This is a genomic window from Rhizobium leguminosarum bv. trifolii WSM2297 (assembly GCF_000271845.1).
Map to the genome: position 1 here is coordinate 1,335,054 of NZ_JH719395.1, position 14,218 is coordinate 1,349,271.

General features: G+C 62.7%; 16 protein-coding genes and 1 other annotated feature. Of the genes, 6 read left to right on the forward strand and 10 right to left on the reverse strand.

The genetic code is table 11. The features are described from left to right. Positions 1-20 precede the first annotated feature (20 nt). On the forward strand, positions 21-608 hold the full coding sequence (locus RLEG4DRAFT_RS21825) for a hypothetical protein (protein ID WP_003579967.1): 588 nt from the start codon (positions 21-23) through the stop codon (positions 606-608). Positions 609-889: 281 nt separating this feature from the next. On the opposite strand, the gene RLEG4DRAFT_RS21830 is transcribed toward RLEG4DRAFT_RS21825, so the two are convergent. The 4 genes from RLEG4DRAFT_RS21830 to RLEG4DRAFT_RS21850 all read right to left on the reverse strand — a co-directional run bounded on the left by RLEG4DRAFT_RS21830 (position 890) and on the right by RLEG4DRAFT_RS21850 (position 5,272). Next, on the reverse strand, positions 890-2,074 hold the full coding sequence (locus RLEG4DRAFT_RS21830) for a DUF1501 domain-containing protein (protein ID WP_003579968.1): 1,185 nt from the start codon (positions 2,072-2,074) through the stop codon (positions 890-892). A 12-nt stretch (positions 2,075-2,086) separates the two neighbouring features. After that, positions 2,087-3,598 carry a DUF1800 domain-containing protein gene (locus RLEG4DRAFT_RS21835; protein WP_003579969.1) on the reverse strand — a complete coding sequence of 504 codons (1,512 nt, stop codon included), beginning with the start codon at positions 3,596-3,598 and terminating at the stop codon, positions 2,087-2,089. 121 nt (positions 3,599-3,719) lie between these two features. After that, positions 3,720-4,067 (reverse strand): DMT family protein, encoded by a 348-nt coding sequence (locus RLEG4DRAFT_RS21840; protein ID WP_003579970.1) that lies wholly within the window; start codon positions 4,065-4,067, stop codon positions 3,720-3,722. 395 nt (positions 4,068-4,462) lie between these two features. Continuing rightward, entirely contained in the window at positions 4,463-5,272 is an 810-nt protein-coding gene (locus tag RLEG4DRAFT_RS21850) for a class I SAM-dependent methyltransferase (RefSeq protein WP_003579971.1), read from the reverse strand. A gap of 201 nt (positions 5,273-5,473) precedes the next feature. Between RLEG4DRAFT_RS21850 and RLEG4DRAFT_RS21855 the strand changes: the two genes are divergently transcribed. Further along, positions 5,474-5,755 carry a type II toxin-antitoxin system RelE/ParE family toxin gene (locus RLEG4DRAFT_RS21855; RefSeq protein WP_003579973.1) on the forward strand — a complete coding sequence of 94 codons (282 nt, stop codon included), beginning with the start codon at positions 5,474-5,476 and terminating at the stop codon, positions 5,753-5,755. 52 nt (positions 5,756-5,807) lie between these two features. Further along, a complete protein-coding gene (locus RLEG4DRAFT_RS21860) occupies positions 5,808-6,107 on the forward strand; it encodes a HigA family addiction module antitoxin (protein WP_003579975.1) in 300 nt (99 codons plus the stop codon). Positions 6,108-6,275: 168 nt separating this feature from the next. On the opposite strand, the gene RLEG4DRAFT_RS21865 is transcribed toward RLEG4DRAFT_RS21860, so the two are convergent. Next, entirely contained in the window at positions 6,276-7,157 is an 882-nt protein-coding gene (locus RLEG4DRAFT_RS21865; protein WP_003579977.1) for an NmrA/HSCARG family protein, read from the reverse strand. A 100-nt stretch (positions 7,158-7,257) separates the two neighbouring features. Between RLEG4DRAFT_RS21865 and RLEG4DRAFT_RS21870 the strand changes: the two genes are divergently transcribed. Beyond that, positions 7,258-8,175 carry a LysR family transcriptional regulator gene (locus tag RLEG4DRAFT_RS21870; protein ID WP_037093970.1) on the forward strand — a complete coding sequence of 306 codons (918 nt, stop codon included), beginning with the start codon at positions 7,258-7,260 and terminating at the stop codon, positions 8,173-8,175. A 24-nt stretch (positions 8,176-8,199) separates the two neighbouring features. On the opposite strand, the gene RLEG4DRAFT_RS21875 is transcribed toward RLEG4DRAFT_RS21870, so the two are convergent. The 5 genes from RLEG4DRAFT_RS21875 to RLEG4DRAFT_RS21895 form a co-directional block, all read right to left on the reverse strand. After that, positions 8,200-8,454 (reverse strand): hypothetical protein, encoded by a 255-nt coding sequence (locus RLEG4DRAFT_RS21875; RefSeq protein WP_003579981.1) that lies wholly within the window; start codon positions 8,452-8,454, stop codon positions 8,200-8,202. An 82-nt stretch (positions 8,455-8,536) separates the two neighbouring features. After that, complete coding sequence (locus RLEG4DRAFT_RS21880) at positions 8,537-10,000, reverse strand: SulP family inorganic anion transporter (protein ID WP_003579982.1); 1,464 nt, start codon at positions 9,998-10,000, stop codon at positions 8,537-8,539. A 69-nt stretch (positions 10,001-10,069) separates the two neighbouring features. Continuing rightward, positions 10,070-10,125: a sequence feature (sul1 is cis-regulatory element that is thought to sense ions involved in sulfur or methionine metabolism; They are found in Alphaproteobacteria), on the reverse strand. A 107-nt stretch (positions 10,126-10,232) separates the two neighbouring features. Next, entirely contained in the window at positions 10,233-10,613 is a 381-nt protein-coding gene (locus RLEG4DRAFT_RS21885; RefSeq protein ID WP_003579983.1) for a response regulator, read from the reverse strand. Positions 10,614-10,840: 227 nt separating this feature from the next. Next, a complete protein-coding gene (locus tag RLEG4DRAFT_RS21890) occupies positions 10,841-11,206 on the reverse strand; it encodes a DUF4087 domain-containing protein (RefSeq protein ID WP_037093972.1) in 366 nt (121 codons plus the stop codon). 88 nt (positions 11,207-11,294) lie between these two features. Continuing rightward, positions 11,295-12,080, reverse strand: coding sequence for a DUF899 domain-containing protein (locus tag RLEG4DRAFT_RS21895; protein ID WP_003579985.1), 786 nt, complete (start codon positions 12,078-12,080; stop codon positions 11,295-11,297). 612 nt (positions 12,081-12,692) lie between these two features. Here RLEG4DRAFT_RS21895 and RLEG4DRAFT_RS21905 point away from each other — a divergent pair. Both RLEG4DRAFT_RS21905 and RLEG4DRAFT_RS21910 read left to right on the forward strand, forming a co-directional pair. After that, on the forward strand, positions 12,693-13,460 hold the full coding sequence (locus RLEG4DRAFT_RS21905) for an adenylate/guanylate cyclase domain-containing protein (RefSeq protein WP_003579986.1): 768 nt from the start codon (positions 12,693-12,695) through the stop codon (positions 13,458-13,460). A 161-nt stretch (positions 13,461-13,621) separates the two neighbouring features. Beyond that, the gene (locus tag RLEG4DRAFT_RS21910; protein ID WP_003579987.1) at positions 13,622-14,077 is read left to right on the forward strand and encodes a DUF805 domain-containing protein; all 456 of its coding nucleotides are present in this window, start codon (positions 13,622-13,624) and stop codon (positions 14,075-14,077) included. The last annotated feature ends 141 nt before the right edge of the window (positions 14,078-14,218 follow it).

The following is a 14,218-nucleotide window of genomic DNA, read 5'->3' on the forward strand; positions in this document are numbered from 1 at the left end:
CTCAGACCGGAGGATTGGGGATGGAAACGGTCGGCTCGCCGGAGGTCTTCCTGCACATCAAGGTGGTGATGGGCATGGTCATCAGCCTTTCGCTGGCCAGGCTGCTGACCGGCGTTGCCGGCATCGTCCAGCATCCCGGCAAGGCGAAGGTCTACGCCGTCCACCTCGGCTGGGCGTTGTCCTTGTTCCTCTTCATCATCCACATCTGGTGGTGGGAATATCGCCTGCAGGCCGTGCCGGCGATCGGCTTCGGCATCTACCTCTTCCTGGTCTGCTTCTGCAGCCTGTTTTTTCTGCTCTGCGCCCTGCTCTTTCCGGCGAGCCTCGACGAATATGGCGGCTACGAGGAATATTTCATTTCCCGGCGCAAATGGTTCTTCAGCATCCTCGGCCTGACCTATGCCATCGATATCCTCGACACGGCGATCAAGGGACCGGAGCGCATCCTCTCGCTCGGCTGGGAATATCCCGCCCGCAACATCATTTACATCCTGCTCTGCGCCCTCGCCGCCTGGACCCCCAACCGCCGCTTCCACACCACCTTCGTGGTCGTCAACCTGGTCTATCAGGTGAGCTTTATCTTCCGGCTTTATGATGTATTGGGGTGAGGAGCGGTCGGGCGCAGCCCGAGCAATCGATCCAGTGAATCGATTGCAGCGACGAACGCCCTGAGCCTACAGCGAAGGGCCGGGCAGCGGCTTGCTCCCCCTTCTCCCCAGCGGGGAGAAGATGCCCGTCAGGGCAGATGAGGGGGTGAGCGGCAAAGCCGCGAATGCGCTGAGCGCAAGCGAAGGGCAATGAAAGCCGTGCCGTGCCGCCCCTCATCCGACCCTTCGGGCCACCTTTTCCCCGCTGGGGAGAAGAGGGAGCACGCCGCCTGACCACCGCCTCACCCCTTCAAAAACTGCGATCCCTTGTCAAACCCCAGCCCCGGAAAAATCTTCCCCGTCAGATCATCCACACCGACATCGAACTGCCGGTAGAGCATCGCCGCCGCAATCTCCCGCACATCCGCCGTCGGCATCAGGTCGCGGTCGTCGAGCAGCTGGCCGTCACCGACGCCCGGCCAGCGGCCGAGGATGCGGCCGCCATTGATGGCGCCGCCTGATAACACTGCGCAGCCGCCGGTGCCGTGGTCGGTGCCGGCGGAACCGTTCTGGCGGACGGTGCGGCCGAATTCGGTCATGGCGAGCACCACCGTCTTTGCCCAGATTTCGGGGCCAAGCGTCGTCTTCAGCGTGTTGATCGCCTGCGCCAGCTCCCCCACCGGCCGCTTGAACTGGCCGGCCTGGCCGATATGGGTGTCCCAGCCGGTGATCGAGAAGCTGGCGATACGGTAATCGCCCTTCAGCATGTTGGCAGCGAGCGCTGCTACGTCAGCAACTTTTTCGCCGCGCTGGCCATCCTGCTCCACCATCATCGAGGCGGCGTCGGCCCGCGTCGCCTCGGCAAGTGCTGCGGCAAACGGCGGATCGCCCGCATAGAGCCGCGCCAGGAACTGCATCTCGTCGCGCGCCGGCGCCAGATTGGAATCCGAGGCCCAGACGTCGACATTGTTCGGCCCGGAGAGGATCAGTTCCGTCGAGGTGTTGACGTCGATCGCCTTGCGCGCATCCGAACGCGGAATGACGGCAAGCGCCCGGTTCAGCCAGCCGGTCTTTTCCTCGGCGACATGTTCGCCACCGGATTCCAGCATGTCCTGCCCGTCGAAATGGCTGCGCTGGTCACGATAGGGCGTCGACACCGCATGGACGAAGGCAAGCTCCCGGCTTTTCCAGAGCGGCATCAGTTCGGCAGCGGCGGGATTGAGGCCGAAATGCCCGTCGAGGTCGAGAAGCCCGGTATCGGGCGTCAGCGCCAAGGTCGGCCGGAGTGCGGCAAAGCCTGCATCGCCATAGGGCTGCACCAGATCCAGCCCGTCCATTGCGCCGCGCAGCACGATGGTGACGAACCGGTTGTCGCCCGGCATCGCCGCGAAGGTGACCGGCGTGAAGACCGGGGCGGCGGCCAGACAGCAGGCGGATGTCAGAAAGCCGCGGCGGGACAGCGAGATCCGGTTCATCGACAGTGTCATGGCGAAAGCCTCCTATCGGCGGTTGAATTCGGGCGATGCCAGCACCAGCGTCAGGCCGCTGATCTTGTTCGGCGCCTGCGACACCACGCGGATCGTCTCGTCGCGCGCAGCATCCGCAAGCGTCGCTTTCAGGAATTCGCGCGGATCTTCGTCGCGGCCGAACTGGGTGGCGGCCCGCCGTGCCCAGGCCAGCCGCTCGGCGAGCTGGCTGCCGGTGATCCATGCGGAAAAACCCTCCTCGAAACCGGCCGGGCTCGGCGGCAGCCAGGTCGGCTGGCCCATGCGCTTCAGCGCCCCCTGTCCCAGCGCCCGCGCCGTCCGGAAGGCCTTGAGCCGCTTGTCCCTCGCCTCGCCGGCTGGATCCGTGGTCACCGGCGATCCTGCCATGCCAGGCGTATTCGCCGCCATATCGCCCTCTTCAGTGCCCTGCTGGTTTGCAGCCAGGAAGCTGCCGACGACACCGTTGACCGGCCCAGCATTCAGCGCCCTCAAACCGGCAACGACATAATCGAAAGGCTGCCGCGCCTTGGCGCCCTCGTCGCGCCAGGCGGCGGGATGGTCAAGCATGGCGCTGTAGACGGCTGTGAGATCACCATCCGTCTTCTTCCAGGCCGCGGCCATGTCGGAGACCATGCCATCGTCCGGCTGGTCGGAGATAAAATGCACCGCGAGCTTGCGGCTGATATGAGCCGCCGTCTTCGGATGGACCGAAAGATCGTCGAGCATGTCGAGATAATCGTCGCGCGAGCGCTTGCGCCCGCCATAGCTGACACCGAGCACCTCATGCGTGCCGGGCTCGGAAATATTCGGCCGGAAGGCGATGTCCATCTCCTTGCGGTCGATGGTCAAGCCCGTCAGCACCATGGCCGCCGCGGTAACATCCGCCTGGGTATAACCGCTGCCAGCGCCGAGCGTATGCAGCTCAAGGAGTTCGCGGCCGAGATTTTCGTTCAGCCCCTTGTTGCGCTTGATGCCGCCTGATGAATCCGGGCCGAGCGAATCCGCCTGATCGAGATAGATCAGCATGGCGGGATGGGCCGTGGCGCTGCGCAGGAGATCGCCGAACCTGCCTGCCATGAACGGCCGGATCGCCTCGGATTCGTAAAGCGGCACGATGAGCCGCATCGGCAGGCTCTTGTTGGCGCTGGTGGAGAAGTGATCGGTCCAGAAGGTCGCCAGCCGCTCGTAAAAGCCGTAGGGCGACAGCACCGCCTGCATCAGCCGCAGGTTCGCATCGTGCTGGAACTGCTGCTGCGCCTGGCGCTGCACGCCCTTGCGCATCTCGCGCCGCGTCGGATCGTCGGTCACCGTCTTGGCGTCCTCCCGGATCTGCTTCAGCTGCTCCTGCAGGCTGAGGATCGCCCGGTGGCGCATCTCAGGACCGCCGAGCGGAAAGTCGGGCGTTGCCGCCGTCCCTTTGCTGAGCTGGCCGATCAGCTCATCCTTGCTTTGCGGCGGCGCCTCGCCCGGCCGAAAACCATAGCCGAACCGGATCGCCGCCATCGTCGGGAAAGAGAGACTCATGTCCGGTCAACTCCTGATCACTAGATAGTGACAGGCTGACAGCGGATTGCGACGGGAATCTGTAGGAAATGCGGCGTTTTCCCGACATGGACGATTTGTAATCAACTGAAAAAGCTAATGTTTACGCCCGAAAGATGAAGGATGCTCCGATTGCGATGAGCGCGAAGCCGATCGCATGGCTCCAGGTCAGGTTCTCGCCGAGCCAGAAGATCGAGAAGCCGGAAAAGACGATCAGTGTGATCACCTCCTGCATCGTCTTCAGCTGCGCGGTCGTATAGACCGCCGAGCCGATACGATTGGCCGGCACCGCCAGGCAGTATTCGAAAAAGGCGATTCCCCAGCTGACGATGATGGCGAGGAAGATAGCACTGCTCTTGTGCTTGAGATGGCCGTACCAGGCAAAGGTCATGAAGATGTTGGAGGCAAACAGCATGACGACGGGCCAGACGGCTGCGGGAGAAAACGGCATGGAAAAACTCGGGAGCTATGGAGGGAATAGGTGATCCGGCGAGATGCCGGCAGGCCCTACCTAGCACGCTGTCGTTCGGCGGCAAGTCCCAGGACATGGACCGATCGTCTCACGTCACGATGCGGATCGTCGGCAGGGCGCAGCGGCTCGCCTTCAAGTCTGTTGTGGCCGACCCGCCTAGCCGCATAGAGCCCGATGTCGGCGCCGCCGATCTGTTCACGCAGCGATCGGTCGCCCAACGGCCGCTTTGCAGAGTGCGGCCTCCTCCGACATCCCTCATCCTGAGGTGCGCAGACCGCAGGCCGGAGGCTCGAAGCACACGCCGCAACATGCTTCTTGCACCTATCAGCCACCGGTGGCCGACTTCGCCTTTATACCGGAGAACCAATCACGCCCTATCCGCCCTCCAGCACCCTGCCCCGGCAGGCCCAGGCCACCGATGCGAACGATCGCGGCCCATCGGGCTCACCGGCTTCGTATGCGGCCCGGAGGGCGGCATCGACGGCTTTTCGTTTCGCCGGATCCAGCCCCGCGACATATTTGCCCAGCGGCCCCTCGCCGGCGGCGATCGGTTGCCAATAATCATCAAAGGAAGCGTATTCCATCCGGATCAGCAACGACGTCTCCTCGACGTCGGCCAGGCCCTGGGCGATGAAGCTTTCTTTCATTTCCCCCGGACGCATCATCGGCTGGAAACAATATCTGCGGCGCAGCGGTAGCGCCTGCTCGTCGAGCATGACAACCGTGTCCCACATCATCCGCATGCCGGACATGCCGCCATAATGATCCCAGACGGCAGCGGCGACCACGCCGCCAGGGCGGACCACACGGCGCATCTCGGACACTGCCTTGGCCGCCTCCGGCACGAAATGCAGCACGAGCAGCGACATTGCCCTGTCGAAGCGGCCGTCCTCGAAGGGCAGCGCACAGGCATCGGCTTGGCGGACGGATATACGCGGATCGGTATTGCGCCGGGTCGCCGCCTCGACGAAGACGGGCGAATAATCGATGGCGGCGATCTCGCGTAGGCCGGCCGTTTCGGCGAGCGTGAACGTCAGGCTGCCGGTGCCGCAGCCGACGTCGAGCACGCGATCCCCATCCGCAAGGCCGGCGAAATCGATCAGCATCGGCGCCAGTCTCTTGCTCCACCGCCCCATCAGCCGTTCATAACCATCCGCATTTTCGACATTGAAACTCGACGGCATTAACGTCTCCCCCTTCAAGGACGATGGCCTGTTGTTGATCATATGGCTCAGCGGCAGGCGGCCGCAAGTATCTGGTCGACCGCGGAAGTTGAGAGTGCCGCCGTTGGCATAGGGCGAGCTCCCCAACGTATCATAAGATGATACATCTTGCTTGACCCCCGCCCGTATCACGCTATGATACAGGCATTCAGGAGCCAAGCAGTGATCCGTTCGTATAAAGACTCCGTTACGGAAGCGGTTGCAGGTGGCAAGGCTCCGAAGGGCTTTCCGGCTGACCTCGTCAGGCCAGCCATTCGGAAGCTGACGATGATCGAGGCGGCGCACGTGCTCGAAGACCTTCGCTCGCCGCCGGGTAACCGCCTGGAGGCCCTGAAGGGTAACCGAGTTGGCCAGCATTCGATCCGCATTAATGATCAATGGCGCGTTTGCTTTATCTGGAATGAGAATGGCGCCGAAGACGTTGAAATTGTCGACTATCACTAGGCGAATTGTAGCCTGCTACTCGGCGATAAGCCGATGACGAAGGAGGTCAGACATGACCAATACGCTTCTGCCGGTCCACCCCGGCGAAATCCTCCGCGAGGAGTATCTGATCCCGCTCAAGATGAGCGCCGGGGCGCTCGCCAAAAAGCTCAATGTCCCACGCACCCGTATCGAACGCCTCGTATCGGAGGAAACGGCAGTGACGACGGACACGGCGCTTCGCCTTGCCAAGTTCTTTCGCACCACGCCTGAGTTTTGGATGAATATGCAGGCAAGTTATGATCTGAGGACGCAGGCCCCGGCGCTTGCCGGGGAATTGGACAAAATCCCGGAGATTGATGTCGCCGCCTGAGGTAGTAAATCCTTCCTTGGAGGATAGCGAAGCGCGACGCCTCATGTGACGAGTTCGGAAACCGGCCGCCAGCGCTCCTGCCCGCCGCCCTCAGAATTCATCAGACGGCACCCCGACATCGCTGCTTGGTGACATCGGGGGGACGCCAACAGCGTAACGGAGAACGTATTACCCAGCCGCCTTGTCGAGCACACTCCAATCAAACCCCTTGGCCCAGTCGGCGTAGCGGTGCCAGCCGACGTCGGGGAAATCGCGGCGCAGGGCGGCGATATCGGCGTCGTAGCCGGTGCGGTCGAACCATTCGAACATCAGCGCCATGTCTTCGCTCTGCTGGCGCATCGCGGCGATCGGCAGTTCGTGATAGGCGATCGGGCGGCCGAGGACATCGGACAGGGCCTTCACCTGCTCTTCGCCGGACAATTCGTCGCCGGCAATATCGAAACGCCTGCCGAACACCTTTTCGCGCCGGTCGGTGAGTGCCGCGACGAAACCGCCGATATCGGCAATGGCGATGTGCTGCAGCACGCGGGCCGGCGGCAGCGCAGCCGCATAGACGCCCTGGCGCAGCCCGTCGATCGCCCACGGCGCCGCGGTATTCTCCATGAAGGCCACAGGCGCGCTGATCGTGTAGGGAATGCCGAGCCCGGCAATATGTTTCTCGACGAGATACTTGCTCTCGAAGTGCGGAATGCCGGTCTTCTTGTCGGCGTCGGCGACGGAGGAATAGATCAGGTGGCCGATACCGGCGGCCTTCGCCGCATCGGCGGCGGCCATGCCCTGGCGGGCTTCGGCGTCCGTGCCGCTCTCGTAGCTGTTGCCCATCAGGAACATCGTGTCGACGCCGGTCGCAGCCTTCGTTACCGATGCCGCATCATCGAGATCGCCGGCGACGACCTCGACGCCTGCGGCGGCCAGCCGCTTTGCGCCGTCGCTCTCCGGCTTGCGTGATATCGCCCTGACGCGATGTCCCCGCGAAATCAATGCGCGTACCACAGCGCCGCCCTGCTGGCCGGTCGCACCCGTTACCAGAACGCTTCTCGTATTGCTCATGTCGCTACTCCTTGTCGTTGGCGATATGGCAGAGGTAAGACCTGTCGCATTGAACCATAATGACCTATAGTTGGGAAACATCGTGCCACTGGTGAATACAATGCTCGACCTCAACGATATTGCCGTCTTTACCCGCGTCATCGAGGCCGGCAGCTTCACCGCCGCCGCCCGGCTGCTCGCCATGCCGAAGACGACGGTCAGCCGCCGCATCGCCGCGCTCGAGCGCGAGGTCGGCGTGCGGCTCCTGCAGCGCACCACCCGCAGCCTCAGGCTGACCGATGCCGGACGCCTCTATTACGAAGAGAGCAGCCAGGCGCTGCGCGCCCTCGAACAGGCCAATCTCCGCCTCGCCGAGGCACGCGCCGAACCCGCCGGCACGATCCGCATCTCGGCGCCTGTCGCCTTCGGCGGCCATTTCCTCGCGGCTGCGATCTTCGATTTCCTGGCGACCTACCCGAAAGCAAAGGTCGAATTGCGCCTGACCGACGACCGGCTGAACCTCATCGAAAACGGCATCGACCTCGCTTTCCGCACCGGCATTCTGGAAGATTCCACCCTGATCGCCCGCAAGCTCGGCTCGACGCACAGGGTTCTCTGCGCCAGCCCCGATTACCTCGCCCGCTGCGGCGCGCCCGATCAGCCGGCGGATCTCGCCCGCCACGACTGCGTCATTGCCGGCCAATCCGCCCAGGCGCAATGGCTGCTCGAAGGGCCGCACGGCCAGGAAACAGTTGCGGTATTGGGCCGTTTCGCCGCCAATGAAATGCAGGCGGTCATGGCCGCCGCGATCGCCGGCTACGGCATCGCCCAACTGCCGCGCACCGTCGCCGAATCCTGCTTCAGGAACGGTAGGCTGCGCCGCATTCTTCCAGACTATACCACGCCGGCCGGCGGCCTGCATGTCGTCTATCCGAGCAGCCAGCATCTGTCGCCGCTGGTCAAGGCATTCATCCAGGTGGCGGCCGAGCGCCTGAATGCGGTAAACGAGAGCAGCGATCTCGCGATCGTCTTGCGCTAGCCCCCGCGATGCCGCCGGCCTCGTTCACCGCCAAAGGAAGTCCGGTCCGGTGCTCTGCGATGTGAGCGTCAGCGTTCCGTCTGGCTGAACGACGTAGCTCTCGAAAACGCGATCGCCGAACTGGCCGAGAAAAGTGTGCTTGACCACCGTTCCCGGGCGATAGGGCGAATGAACGACCTTACCGCCATAGGTGAGACTATGAGGAACAGGCTGCGGCTCGCCGCCGACGCTGGCGCAGGCAGTGAGTGTGAAGAGAATGGCAATGAGCGTGTGCTTCATCTGGAATATCTTTCCTGCGAAAGCATCCCCGGCATGATGCCACAATCAATCCGGACGCCAAGAGAGAAGTGGCGCCTGCCTGTCACACCTCCTTCAGCACCACCTTGCCATCAAGGCTTCCGATCAAGGTCGCGCTCGCCTGATTGAGGCCGGCGACCTCGACGGCAATGCCGTGCGCCCTGAAGCGCTGCACCACCTTGTCGAGCGCAGCAACGGCGGTGATGTCCCAGAAATGCGCCTCGGACACATCGATCAGCACGGATTTGCCGATCGCATCCTGGACGTCGAAAGCTTCGACGAAGACGTCGGCGGAGGCGAAGAACACCTGGCCGGACACACGGTAGGCGATCCGCCCGCCCGTGTCTGGCGCCACCTCCACCCGCAACAGGCGGGCGACCTTGAAGGTGAAGAACACGCCGCTGAGCAGCACGCCGACGGTCACCCCGAGCGCCAGGTTGGCGGTGAAGACGGTGACGATAACAGTCGCCACCATGACGGCGCTCGACATTCTGGGATGGACCACCACGGCTCGAAGCGACGACCAGTCGAACGTGTCGATCGACACCATGACCATGATCGCCACCAGCGCGGCAACCGGAACCTCGGAGACCCAGGGCTTCAGCAGCACCATCAGGATCAGCAGGAAAGCGCTGGCGAAGAGCGTGGAGAGCCGGCCGCGGCCGCCATATTTCACATTGCTCACCGTCTGGCCGATCATGCCGCAGCCGGCGATGCCGCCGAACAGGCTTGCGGCCGCATTGGCGAGGCCGAGCCCGGTGCATTCGCGGTTCTTCGAGCTCGGCGTGTCCGTGAGATCGTCGACGACGCTCGCGGTCATCATCGATTCCAACAGCCCGACCATGGCGATGGCAAGCGCTGGTCCGGCGATGATCCGGAGGGTTTCCAGCGTCAGCGGCACCGCCGGCCACCCGAAGACGGGCAGCGAATCCGGCAGCTTGCCGAGATCGGCGACAGTGAGAACGGGAAGCCCGAACCCGATCGAGGCGACGGTGAGAATCAGGATGTAGATCAGCGGCGACGGGATCACTGTGGTGATGCGCGGCGTGAGATAGATGATCGCAAGCCCGGCACCCAGCACGGCATATTCCATCCAGCCGGCGCCGATGATGTGCGGCATCTGCGCGGCAAAGATCAGGATGGCAAGCGCATTGACGAAGCCAGTGCGCACGGACTTTGAGACGAAGCGCATCAGCACGCCGAGCCGCAGCAGCCCGAACGCGATCTGCAGCAGCCCCGCCAGCAGCCCGGCCGCAAACAGATAGGGCAGTCCATGGGCGTGCACCAGCGGTGCTGCGACCAGTGCAACCGACCCGGCCGCCGCCGAAATCATCGCCGGCCGTCCGCCGGTAAATGCAATGACGATGCCGATGACGAAGGAGGCGTAAAGCCCCACCTCGGGATCGACGCCGGCCACGAAGGAGAAGGCGATCACCTCCGGGATCAGGGCGAAGGTCGCCACGGCGCCGGCAAGCATTTCGCGCATGGGATTGGCGGACCAATCGCGACGGATGGAGGAAAGCAGCATCTGTTGAAGTCTCGCAAAGCAGGCCCGACGCACTCTGTCGAGCGGTCGCGTGACGGCATGCCGGTTTTGCGTTGTCTGGCGGATCGGCGGCCAGAAGAGCCACCCGGGGTCTCACCGGGTCCGTGGTGAATGCCGGTGGTATAGACGAGATTTTTGCCGCAGCGCAACATTCAAATTCGCGAAAGCGAAAAGCAAAAGCAGCCCCGGGCTCTGGCGCCTGTCAATCTCCCGATCAGACCGCCGCCTTGCTGTTATCGAAATCTCTGCGTCGGGCCGCCTCTGCCCGCGAGAGCGCGCTGACGATTCTCTCGTCGGTGAAGGGCTTGGAGATCACGTCGAGCGCCCCTTCGATACCGTGGCCGACATTTTCCGGACTGCCGGTCACGAAGATGACATCCACGCCGTGGCGGTCGATCAGCCGGCGCGCCAGCTGGGCGCCGCTCGCCCCATCGGAGAGACTGAGATCGACGAGCGCCACATCGCTTCTATGAGCGTAGGCAAGCGCCTGCTCCACCGTCGAAACTGGCCCGATAGTCTGGTGTCCGGCCTCTTGAGCGATGCGTTCCAGCTCCAGAGCGATGATATTCTCATCTTCAACGATCATGACCTTCATGGACAAGTCTCCCTTATCGGACCGCGGGCACACCCCAGGCAGCGGGTACAACGCCGACTGCGCAGGAATGTTTCCACCTTGCATTGAATTTCTTTCACAGAGTCGGACCCCGTCGCTCGGCATGCCCTCTCAACGATGGCGTTCCGGCCGAGGGAGATAGGCCGACGCCGAACAAACCGAGGCGCACCAGCCTCGGTTAATGAGCGCCCTTCGCTCAGGTGTCTACGTTACTCGTCCCTGCGCAGGAACCAGCCGATGGCGGAGTCGTTCCGGCATCGGGACAGCGGCAATTGCCGGACGGAATGGATGCGGCTGATCCCTCCCTCGCCGTCCATCTCCACGTCCATGCAGGCGCAGGCATAGCCGTGCGTGGCATTGGTGTAGACATATTCGCCGGCCGTAAGGTCGGGGATCTTGTCCATTCCTTCGGCCTTGTAGCCGCTGCCATTCTCCACGATGATCCAGCCGCCGTCGGCATCTTTGAGCGACCAGTTCGCCGTCGAAGGATTGTCCAGCCAGCCGCAGCGCCTCTCGGCATGCGCCGCCGCCGGTGCGAGAAGCATCATCAAAACAAACGCATGCAATCTCATCATCGCCCCTCAGTCTCGCCGGCCACTATGCTTGGTCAGTGGCCGGCAAGGCAACCGAGGCAATCTTAGATCTCCATCATCGCGCCAGCTCTCACGATTTCCCCTTGGCGCTTTCCTCCCGGAACGCCGCCTCGCCGGCGTCGGAGACCTCGACCCATTTCTTGTCGGGCTCGTCATCGGCAGTATAACTGTCGTGCCAGTTCCACCACTTATAGGTCGGGGTCTGCGGATAACCTTCGGGCGACTCCTCCCAGACTTCCTGGCGGCCGAGTGGGGTGATGTCGAGATAGTTCCAGGTGCCGCCCATCTGCTCGTCGCCGCGGTTGTTGATGAAATAGGTGCGGAAGATGCGCTCGCCGTCGCGGAAGAACACGTTGGTGCCGTGCCACTCGTCGACGCCGAAATCCTTGTCGAAGCTGTCGGTGATCGTAACCCACGGGATCGTCGTCCATCCCATCCGCGCCTTCAGCCGCGCGATGTCGGCCTGCGGCGCCCGCGAGGCAAAGACCAGGGTGGTGTCGCGGGCATTGAGATGGGCGACATGGGCGACCTGATCGGCCACCATCGAACAGCCGCGGCAGGCATGTTCGGGCCAGCCGAAGACGCCAGGCTCATAGAAGGCGCGGTAGAGGATGAGCTGGTGGCGGCCCTCGAACAGGTCGCGCAGGCTGACCTTGCCCTGCGGCCCTTCGAATGCATAGTCCTTCTCCACCGCCATCCACGGCATGCGCCGGCGCTCGGCGGCAAGCGCGTCGCGGGCGCGGCTCTGAGCCTTTTCCTTGACGAGCATCTGCTTCCAGGCAGCTTCCCAGGCTGCCTGCGACACGACTGCGGGTGTGTGCATGGCCATCTGTCCGCCGTTCTCTGTTGTGGTCATTTTGAAATCTCCTGGTTGCGGCGGATTCCCGCGCCTCTGGATGCAAAGGGCGCTTCCGTCCGCTGCTTGTCACTGTTGCAGGAGATAGTCTGGCAGCGGATCTCGGCCAGTGGGAGTAACAAGTGTGGCGCTATTCCGTAAGCCGTCTCATCGGCAGCCCTGCCATTTGCGAGCCCGTGGGCGAAGTACTCGCTCCGCCCGTTTCCAAGACCGCCATCGGTCGACCTGGAGTTCAGCAAGGACGAAGGATCTCATCTGGAAAGGCCTGCTCGCCCTCGTCGGTTCCCTTGTACGCGGCCTATATCGCCGACGAGTTGTTGGGCGGCGAAGCTCTCGGATGGATCGGCGGATACTGCAGTAGGTCCCGGCGCAATGCGATCGTCGAGCCGGTGCGATATTCGACTGGACGGCGATCTACCCGATAGAAATGGCGATGATCGGGAGAGTCGCCAAAGGCGAGTATCGGAAGCTTGCTCTTAGGTTAGAACAGGATGATTTTAAGCTGGGTGGACCCAAAATCATCCTGTTCTAAATTAAACAGTTAGAGCATGATGTCATAAGAAAACCGCTCACACCTTTCGCCACCATGCTCTGGGCGACGGATTGTTCGATATGACGACAGCCTCTTCCAGTGAATCGACCAGGCACGGCAGCGCCAGGATCTGCCGCGGCTGCTGGGATCAGATGCATATGCCGATCCCGATCGGCGGCCCGCTCGCTTTGCCTTTCCGTGCCTTGGGCATTACCCGCAGCAAGATGAACCCCGATATCTGCACGATCTGCGAGCGCTCCTTCCAATATGTCAAGAAGCAGCGCCAGATCACCGTCGACGCCACCATCCTGTTTGCCGATATCCGGGGATACACAGATTTGTCGGAGCGCATCGAGGCAGTGCAGCTGAGCGAGATCGTCAGCCTGTTCCAGGATCGCTGCGCGCAGGCGATCTGGGCGCATGACGGCATCGTCAACAAGCAGATGGGCGACGGCCTGATGGCGATCTTCAATTTTCCCATTGTGAGGAAAGATCACGCCAGCGCCGCGATCCTGGCCGCGCAGGAAATCCAGCGAAACTGCGCCGCGGCGCTGAACGGCCTGGCGCTCGACGCCCTGCCCGGCCGCACCCTCGGCGTCGGCGTCGGCATCCATTCCGGCGAAGTCCAGATCGGCGAATTCTCCAGCTTCCGCAGCGATTTCACCGCAATCGGCGGCGTCGTCAACCAGGCGGCAAGGCTGGAATCCCAGGCCGCCGCGGGCGAGATTCTGATCTCGGCGGAAACGGCTGCGAAGGCTGCCGATCTCGCGGCAGGCGCCGAAACGCGCATGCTTTCGCTGAAGGGCATCGAGCAGCCGGTTCAGGCACGGGTGCTGGTCAAGCGGTGAGCGACGGCGATTGCGGTCTTCTCAAAGCATCATCCCGCCGCCACCATGGCAGCCGCAGTTTCTCACGCTGTGATTGCGAAACATATTCGGCTACCAGCCGGTTAATCCTCCGGAAACAAACATCGCCTATCTCTAAGCTATTTTAATAGCTGGGGTATCTCATGGGCAGTTTTTCTCTGTTTCACTGGTTGATCGTCTTGATCCTGTTCGGCGTGCCATTGTTCTTCGTCTTCAGAAAACCGCTGGTTGGGCCGAACCGCTTCGGCAGCCGGCCGCCGGCCATGGGTTTCGGCCAGGCGATTGGAAGCTATTTCAAGAACTATGTGAACTTCAGCGGCAGAGCGAGCCGTTCGGAATTCTGGTATTCGACGCTCTTCGTCTTTCTCGTCGCCATCGCTTTGTATGTCGTGGATCGGACCGAAACCTTGAGCCGGATCTGGTCGCTGGCTACGCTTCTTCCGACGATCGCCATGGCCGCCCGACGTCTTCACGACGTCAACCGAAGCGGATGGTGGCAGCTTCTCGCACTGCTATTTCCCATTGGATCGGTTGTCGTGCTCGTATGGTACTGCAGGGCGTCGACAGTGGATGATTCCAGGGAAGCCGTCTTCGCGTGAGAAAATTGTGAGGATGGTCCTCGCGGGTTGAGCGGGTCCGAGGCACCTGTCATCGTCGCTACGCGGACTGCGGGGTGCGCGGTCCGCTTCTAAAACACCGCCTTCTATTTTTCCGCGATGCATTTAACTTTCCGGCAGGAA

Excerpts from the sequence above, each read along its gene's own strand:
- RLEG4DRAFT_RS21825 (WP_003579967.1), top strand. The coding sequence starts at position 21 with ATGGAAACGGTCGGCTCGCCGGAGGTCTTCCTGCACATCAAGGTGGTG.
- RLEG4DRAFT_RS21840 (WP_003579970.1), bottom strand. The coding sequence starts at position 4,067 with ATGCCGTTTTCTCCCGCAGCCGTCTGGCCCGTCGTCATGCTGTTTGCC.
- RLEG4DRAFT_RS21870 (WP_037093970.1), top strand. The coding sequence starts at position 7,258 with ATGCTCGACCTCAACGATATTGCCGTCTTTACCCGCGTCATCGAGGCC.
- RLEG4DRAFT_RS21890 (WP_037093972.1), bottom strand. The coding sequence starts at position 11,206 with ATGATGAGATTGCATGCGTTTGTTTTGATGATGCTTCTCGCACCGGCG.
- RLEG4DRAFT_RS21860 (WP_003579975.1), top strand. The coding sequence starts at position 5,808 with ATGACCAATACGCTTCTGCCGGTCCACCCCGGCGAAATCCTCCGCGAG.
- RLEG4DRAFT_RS21835 (WP_003579969.1), bottom strand. The coding sequence starts at position 3,598 with ATGAGTCTCTCTTTCCCGACGATGGCGGCGATCCGGTTCGGCTATGGT.
- RLEG4DRAFT_RS21875 (WP_003579981.1), bottom strand. The coding sequence starts at position 8,454 with ATGAAGCACACGCTCATTGCCATTCTCTTCACACTCACTGCCTGCGCC.
- RLEG4DRAFT_RS21865 (WP_003579977.1), bottom strand. The coding sequence starts at position 7,157 with ATGAGCAATACGAGAAGCGTTCTGGTAACGGGTGCGACCGGCCAGCAG.
- RLEG4DRAFT_RS21850 (WP_003579971.1), bottom strand. The coding sequence starts at position 5,272 with ATGCCGTCGAGTTTCAATGTCGAAAATGCGGATGGTTATGAACGGCTG.
- RLEG4DRAFT_RS21910 (WP_003579987.1), top strand. The coding sequence starts at position 13,622 with ATGGGCAGTTTTTCTCTGTTTCACTGGTTGATCGTCTTGATCCTGTTC.
- RLEG4DRAFT_RS21885 (WP_003579983.1), bottom strand. The coding sequence starts at position 10,613 with ATGAAGGTCATGATCGTTGAAGATGAGAATATCATCGCTCTGGAGCTG.
- RLEG4DRAFT_RS21880 (WP_003579982.1), bottom strand. The coding sequence starts at position 10,000 with ATGCTGCTTTCCTCCATCCGTCGCGATTGGTCCGCCAATCCCATGCGC.
- RLEG4DRAFT_RS21895 (WP_003579985.1), bottom strand. The coding sequence starts at position 12,080 with ATGACCACAACAGAGAACGGCGGACAGATGGCCATGCACACACCCGCA.
- RLEG4DRAFT_RS21905 (WP_003579986.1), top strand. The coding sequence starts at position 12,693 with ATGACGACAGCCTCTTCCAGTGAATCGACCAGGCACGGCAGCGCCAGG.
- RLEG4DRAFT_RS21830 (WP_003579968.1), bottom strand. The coding sequence starts at position 2,074 with ATGACACTGTCGATGAACCGGATCTCGCTGTCCCGCCGCGGCTTTCTG.